The organism is Moorena sp. SIO2C4, from assembly GCF_010672485.1.
GTDB lineage: Bacteria > Cyanobacteriota > Cyanobacteriia > Cyanobacteriales > Coleofasciculaceae > Moorena > Moorena producens.
Map to the genome: position 1 here is coordinate 1 of NZ_JAAHGN010000238.1, position 8,270 is coordinate 8,270.

Here is an 8,270-nt window from a genome sequence, read left to right on the forward strand (position 1 = left end):
ACCTTCAACCCAATAACCTTCAACCCAATAACCTTCAACCCAATAACCTTCAACCCAATAACCTTCAACCCAATAACCTTCAACCCAATAACCTTCAACCCAATAACCTTCAACCCAATAACCTTCAACCCAATAACCTTCAGAGCCGACGTATACAACCTTATCGAGGTCTATTAACCTGGGCATTGAAGCACCGGATTACCACGATGTTGATAGCTGTAGCTTTTTTCATCGGTAGCTTGCAGCTTGTACAGTTTATTCCCAAGGGTTTGTTTAGTAATGAGGATACTGGAGTCAGTACGGTATTGATTGACCTGCCACCGGGGTCTGAGCTGAGTGAAACCATAGATGTGGTTCAAGAAACAAATCAGTTGTTGCAGTCAAACCCAGCTATAGAAAATGTTCTGGCCAGGGCTGGAAATGATGGTGTAAATTCTGGTATTGTATACGCCAAACTCTTACCCAAAGACCAACGGGAAATATCTCAGCAAGAATTTGAGCAGCAGATGCGTGAGGGTTTCCAGAAAATACCTGGCGCGAGGGTTAGTTTCCGTAGTCAAGGGGCTGGAGGCTCTAGCAAGGATTTATCAATTGTTCTCAAGAGTGAGAATGGTGAACTGCTTTCCCAAACCGCCCAAACTCTAGAACAACAGATGCGCCAAAGTCCTGGTTTAGTGGAAGTCACCTCTAGTGAAAGTCTAGTTAAACCAGAAATTGTGATTGTACCTAATCCTGCCCGTGCTGCAGATTTAGGAGTATCTGTTCAAGCGATCGCACGCACAGCCTCTTTAGCCTTAATTGGAGACCTTGAGTCAAATCTGGCTAAATTTGACTTACCTGACCGACAAATTCCGATTCGTGTCCAACTCGACCCAGAATCGAGGGATGACATCGAAACCCTCAAAAATCTGCGGGTTCCCAGTCGAAATGGAACCTTAGTCCCCATCGCTGCTGTAGCCGATATCCGTTTAGGGAGTGGACCGGCCCAGATTGACCGCTTTAATCGTGCTCGTCAGGTGTCTTTGGGAGCTAACTTGCAAGGGATTTCCCTAGGAGATGGGATCGCAAAAGTCCAATCCCTACCTGCTATGAATCCCCTACCCCCTGGAGTTTCCGAGGAACCCTCTGGGGATGCCAAGATTATGCAAGACATCTTCGGTGGCTTTTTAAGCGCTTTAGCGCTATCAGTGTTGTGCATTTATGCCATTCTGGTACTGTTGTATAACAGTTTTCTCTATCCCTTTGGAATTTTGGTGGCTTTACCCCTATCCATCGGTGGTGCCTTAATGGGACTGTTGATTGGCCAGAAGGAATTGGCACTTTTTGCCCTAATCGGAATAGTATTACTGATGGGATTGGTGACCAAAAATGCCATTCTCTTGGTAGACTTTGCCTTAGCCAATCAGAAAGAAGGGACATCCCAGTTTAAAGCAGTCATTCAAGCTGGAGTCAGTCGCTTGCGACCGATTTTGATGACCTCGGTCTCCACCATTGCTGGCATGATTCCCATTGCCTTGGAATGGGGAGCCGATGGTGAAGTTCGTAGTCCGATGGCTCTTGCCGTGATAGGAGGATTTACCACTTCTACTCTGCTAACCTTGGTGGTGGTGCCGGTATTATTTACCTATGTCGATAACTTAGTTCGTTGGGCAAGAAAGACCCTCTTTGGAAGTAAAACTCAAGATTACCAAGACGATGTAGTAGAGGTTGATGTAGAGCCTGAGCAGTATTTGAGCAATGGTACTTCTATTGCTGCCAGTAATGGTAAGTTCTAGTCTCTCGACTAATGTCTAGGTAAGCTATCAGCTATCAGCTATCAGCCAAGGGCTGAATCCTTATGCCTAGGGTGAATAACAATTAACTATATAGCAACCGAAGTATAGTTTAGGACAGAGTATTTTGGTTGAAAGGGAGCAGGGACTAAGGCCGTAGGCCACGCGGGGCGCGTTCGGAGCAGGGAGCAGAAATATGTCTTAAGCTTTACTTCGACTGCTATACAAAGTTTATTGTTGGTATTTAATTATAATGATGCAGATGTCAATTACCTATTGATTGTATTAACCAAAACCCATCAATCCCTGCCCTGATAAGTTAGCCATAATATAGCGCTACGTGCAAGTCCGCAAGTCACAAGTCAGAAGTCAAAAGTTTACTACAAAAGGTTTTCAGCTTTTAGCAATGTCAAACACTTTAATGCGTAGTGCTATATCATGTCGGGATAATTACCCTTAATAAAAAACTCCCCCATCTCCCCATCTCCGCATCTCTCCCCACTTCCCAACCTCCCCACCCTCCCCTTGTTTTTTACAAATATGAGATGCACCCGGTTGGTGTAGTGATAGGGTGGATAGTATTCCCAGCAGTCTGATGATGGTAACATTTGAGGAAGGGGGGTGTTTGATCAACGGCGAAGACGGGAAGGACGCCAAGAAAGCAAGTAAACCCAAGAAAGCAAGTATAGCAGTCGCCAGGGCAGTTAGGACATGACAAAAGTCTCAAACCCTTTGTAAGCGCAAGAGTTTGACTTCTGACAAATGACTTCTGACAAATGACTTCTGCTATAAACCAGGGAGGCGGATTTTTGTAACCAATTAATATTACAATTAATATGACAATTCAGCAATTAAATAAATTAGCAAGCAACTGAATAATTATGATGTGTGACTACATAGGTTGATCAATTCAAAATTATGCAGTTAAATTACCTAATATAAAGAAATTAAATAGCGATTAAGTTAGGTAAGGGATTAAGTTAGGTAAGGGATTAAGTAGCGATTAAGTAAGTTATGATTAGTTTAGGTGATTGGTGTAAGTTATTGGTGTAGTGGGAGCATCGACTCGTGAAAGCTGTTGGGTGGCATAGTAACTGGTTGTGGAAACTTTTTTCTCTAGTTGGAGAAATTTATTTAGGTATAGCCATACTGTATCCCGTCCATGTCGCTAAGGCTGAATCTATTATACCAGCCACAGATGGTACGGGCACTAGTATTACAATTTATGGCAATGAGTTGACGGTTGACGGGGGTACAGTTTCCGGAGATAGCGCCAATTTATTCCATAGTTTTCAAGAATTTGGTCTGACGGCAGAACAGACAGTTACGTTTCTGTCTAATCCCCGAATTCGTAATATTTTGGGTCGGGTGATTGGGGGTAAGCCGTCAATTGTTGACGGGTTAATTCGAATAGCTGGAGGTAACTCAAACTTATTTTTAATGAATCCAGCGGGATGGGTGTTTGGTGCTAATGCTCGTCTGAATATCCCAGGTGATTTAACCGTAACAACAGCGAATCGGATTGGGTTTGGTGAAGACAATTGGTTCACTAGCTTTGGGTCAAATGACTATCAAACTTTAATCGGTAATCCCCAGACTTTGGCCTTTGACTCGACTCAACCAGGGAGTATTATTAATGCTGGGAATCTGGAACTACTAGAGGGTAATAACTTAAGCTTAATCGGCGGCAGTGTGATCAGTACTGGAAACGTAAGTGCTGCCAACGGAACGGTTACTCTGGCTGCTGTAGATGGTGCTAATTTAGTTAGGATTAGCCAACCAGGACACCTATTAAATATCGAAATTGAATTACCAACGGATGCTGATGGGGAGCAGCTACCATTTACACCTCAGGATTTACCAACCTTGTTGACCGACGGAGTTGAAGGGTTACAGACACCGATTGTGGTGAAGCCAGATGGTAAAGTACAGCTCGCGGATTCTGGTTTACCGATTGAGATGGGTGATGTGGTGGCTCGGGAGGTAAACGCTCAGACTGCTACACTATCAGCTGCTAATAATCTCACCTTAGTCGAAAGCCAGCTCTCTACCACTGGGGATTTGAATCTGTTGGCTGGCAATACAGTGCGATCGCATGATAGTCTAGCGCGCCCCTTTATTGCTGAAGCCCTCGGCAATTTATCCATCCAGGGCAATCAAGCCATAGAGATTTCAACCCCCAATCATCAAGCTAGTGGTTTATTCTCTGGTGGCAACATGGTACTGCGTTCCGCTAATCCAGTACAAGGCAGTAGTCGCTATCAAACAGGCGCTAGTTTTCGGATTGAGCAGTTAGATGGTAGTCCAGGGAATTGGATTAGTCCTGATGATTCCATCATTCTAGCAAATGGTGATGTCAGTCTAGGCAACTATCAAGGCGCTTCCTTACATATTTTAGCAGGGGGTAGTGTTACCTTAGGCGAGATTGCGATTAATCCTACTGATCAGCCTAACCCTAAGATTAGTCCAACCCACTCCGATCCCATCCTTGCTAATCTAGCCAATGTCACTCTATCTGACCAAAGTAATTTGGTGATTGATGGTGCTAATCAGGCGACCTTAGATATTAGAGCTGGGATTGATTGGACACAACAAGGAGGAGTGCCAGGAAACAATTCAGGTAATCTTGATTTTAGTAATAATTTTAGCAGTAATGCCACCAGTGCCGATATCAAAGTTAGCGATATTACCGTAGCTCGGGATGGATTGGTCTCGATAACCAATCAGTATTCGCCTAATACTGCATTAACCACTGGTGCAATTCAAGTTGACACTATTAAGACCGGTGGTTTAAGTAATAGTAATCCTAATACTAATTCCCCACAAATCCTGATTGACTCTCGCAGCACTATCGAAGTCACTAAGAATAATCGCTTAGATACTGCTAATAATACTGGTAGGGGAGGGGATATTACCCTAAATGCTGATGGCAATAGTCAATTATCCACCACTCAACCTACTATTCAAATTCCTAGTATTGATTCCTTTGGTGGGTCAGGGGCCGGTGATGTCACCGTAACTAGCAGAGGTGGTGATATCCAAATCAATAGTGGGGGTAGCGGTATCAATGCTGGATCGGAATCAGAAAATGGGGGAGCGATCGCAATCACAGCTACCAACGGTAACATTACTATCAAAAATCCCATCAACAGCCCCAGCACTCTAGTCATTGATACCGATGGTCAAGTCAGTCTCGGCAATCCGGAGCAACCCTTACAAGCCAGTAAGATTAAAGATGTTTTGATTACCGCTGGTGGGATTGAAGTGATTTCCCAGCTGATGGCTGAAAGCATCACTATCCAACCAAAAGACCCTAATACTACTTTGGGCATAGGGAAAGATGCTGGTGGCACCTTCCAAATCACCACAGCGGATTTGTTCAATAATCTCGCTCTAGGCACTTCCGGTACCTTAACAATTGGAAATCCTGAATTTACCGGTGATGTAAGAATCCGCAACTTTGACCTGAGTCAGGCCAATCTCAATGTTATTGTCAGAGGCGGGGATATTCACTTTCTCAGCAGTGACACCAATCCTGCTGTCCAACTGGCTAATAATCAGACAGCTCAATTTATCTCTGCTGGTACCATCTTTGATAATCTGGGGACTGAAGTAACCATTGATGGGGAACAAGGGGCAGTTTTATTCGATGCTGAAAATGGATTTAGCTACGCCGATGCTAATGGTATAGATGTTCAAGCTAAGAATATTGCTGCCGTTACCCGCAATAGTGGCGATATTATCCTTAACCTTCAAGACCCCAATGCTGTGATCACCTCCGTGGCTGGTGTGAATGGGATTAGCGCTGCTAAAAATGGCAGCATTCGTCTCGGACAAGATATACCTGGTACTATCACCATTGATCAACCCATCCGTGCTCAGGGTTCAGGGAGTATCTCCATTGGGCAATTCAATACTACTCAAATCAATCTCAACAGCACTGTGACATCTGGGAGTGGTAACATTAGCTTCCTCAAACCCCTCAATCTTGATCCGACTAGCCCTAACACTAGTGCTAACATCACTAGCACTAGCGGTAACATTACCTTTAATGATACCGTTGACGGTAATCAAGACCTGAGCGTTAATGCTGGCACTGGCACCATTCAGTTTAATGATGCAGTGGGAGGCACCATTCCCCTAGGAGATATTACCCTAACTGCTGATGAAATTAACTTTAACGACATAGTTCAAGGGAATGCCACCATTACATTACAACCGTTCAGCGCTGATCAAGCGATCGCAATTGGTGGCAATCACAGGAGCCAGACTGGTATTATAGCTCTAACTGCCCAAGAAATCAACTTCCTGCAAGATGGCTTTACTGCTATCACTATCGGTAATCCTAACAGTAGCGCTAACATTACCATTGCTGAAACTGGGGTCACCTTCCAAGACCCAGTAACCATTCAAGCCCCAGCCGGATCAGGTGCCATCATCGCCAATGGCACAATTCAAGGCATAGACGATGCTTCGATTACTCTAGAGGCCAATCAAAGTATTGCAGTTGAGAACATTATCACCAATGGCTCCGATATCAACCTTACCGCTAGGAATGGAGAGGTATTCACAGAAAACCTCAACACCTCTGGTATTAGTGGTGGTAATCTTGTTATCGATGCTTCCACTACCATTAAGACTGGCTTAATTAATACTAGCGGTAGTCTTGGTGATGGCGGAAATGTGATTATCGACCCGATTGGAGATGTGGAAGTCAGGGCGATTAATGCTCAAGGGGGAGAAAACGGTAGTGGTGGTGATGTTGATATTACCGCTGGTCGATTTTTCCGAGCTACCGATACCTTTAGCGGACGCAATCAGACCACAGCTAGTATTTCCACTAGGGGCGGAGTGGCAGGAGGGTCAGTCATCATCCGACATAATGGCGCAGCTAGTTCCATACCCTTTACTGTCGGGGATGCCAGCATCAATGGTACCGCTGGAGCCATTACCACTGGCACACAGAATTCTATTTTGCCAACGCAACGGTTTCTGGAGTCCTATACTCAGGGTAATTTTCCCAGTCAGATTCAACTGATTACTGAGCTGATTACTCAGTCATCTCCTAATACTAGTAATACTGAAGTAACCAATAGTGAGCCAGATTTACCTGAGTTACCACAGGAAATCCTCCCACCATTGATGATAGAAGAAACTGAAGCATTGTCCAAAGAAATGCTAGTCTATCAACTAGAGGATTATTTTACCAGTCAAGTTACCAGTCAAGTCACCAGTCAAGCCACCGGTCAAGCCAACGGTCAAGGGGAGTCATCTGTTGCTGAGATTAAAACAGCCAAAGACATTCAAACAGAACTCAAGGAAATTGAACAAGTTACCGATGCTAGACCAGCACTGATCTATGTCTTTTTTCGGAATTCTGGAAATTTACCAGGACGAGACGTTGTCTTAAAAACCGAATTCCTCAACATCAATCCTAATGTAATTGTAGAGCCCAAGCCTAATGCTCCGTTAGAACTGGTATTGGTAACTAGCCAAGGCAAAATGATCTACAAACGGATTGCTAATACCAGCCGGGAGCAAGTGTTAGCCTTAGCTCAATCATTCCGGGATAGTGTAGCATCTCCTAGAGCAGGGGTTTTTCGACCACAAGACCTAGCCAAATCCCAACAACTCTATCAATTACTGATTAAACCCCTCCAGAAGACATTAGATGAACAAAACATCAATAACTTGGTGTTTGTGATGGATAAAAGCTTGCAGTCTCTCCCTTTAGCCGCCCTCCATGATGGCGAAAGCTTTATTGTGGAAAAATACAGTGTTGGTTTAGTGCCTAGTTTGAGCTTGACCGATACCAACTATACCGATGTCAGAAAAGCCCCAGTGCTGGCTATGGGCACGGAAAAATTTCACCAGCATCGAGACTTACCCTATGTTCCCAAACTAATCGAGCATTTAGTCAATACCTGGTCAGCTAAAGCCCTAGAAAACGAAAACTTCACTATCGCTAATCTCCAGGATGAAATTAATCAGAAATCTTTTAATATCCTTCATTTAGGAACCCATGGTAAATTTCGGTCTAATGCTAATGATTCCTACATTCAGTTCGGTAAAAAACGATTAGGATTAGGAAAATTTGAAACTTTGGGATTAGAGCAACCACCGGTAAACTTATTAGTCTTAAGTGCTTGTGATACAGCCCTTGGCAATCAACAGTATGAATTAGGATTTGCTGGATTTGCCTATCAATCCAAAGTGCAATCGGTTTTAGCTAGTTTGTTAGCAGTGCCTCAAAATGGAACGTTTAAACTCCTGAAATCTTTTTATGACCATTTAAAAGTAGTCCCTATAAAAGCAGAAGCCTTAAGGTTAGCCCAAGTAGAGATGCTTAAGGATAATACTAACACTAATAATAATTTATCCCATCCTTACTATTGGGCATGGTTTACTATTGTGGGGAATCCTTGGTAATTTTAATAGGGAATAGGGAGTAGGAACCCACCACTAACCCCTCCAAGGAGGGGAACGGGAGTCGGGAGA

Annotated in this window: 2 protein-coding genes; both read left to right on the forward strand. The window is 43.9% G+C overall.

What is annotated here, in order from left to right:
* Positions 1-1,775 (forward strand): efflux RND transporter permease subunit (locus F6K20_RS14555; protein ID WP_287295105.1); only part of this gene is annotated, 1,775 nt, incomplete at its 5' end.
* A gap of 1,065 nt (positions 1,776-2,840) precedes the next feature.
* The gene (locus F6K20_RS14560; protein WP_287266483.1) at positions 2,841-8,201 is read left to right on the forward strand and encodes a CHAT domain-containing protein; all 5,361 of its coding nucleotides are present in this window, start codon (positions 2,841-2,843) and stop codon (positions 8,199-8,201) included.
* The last annotated feature ends 69 nt before the right edge of the window (positions 8,202-8,270 follow it).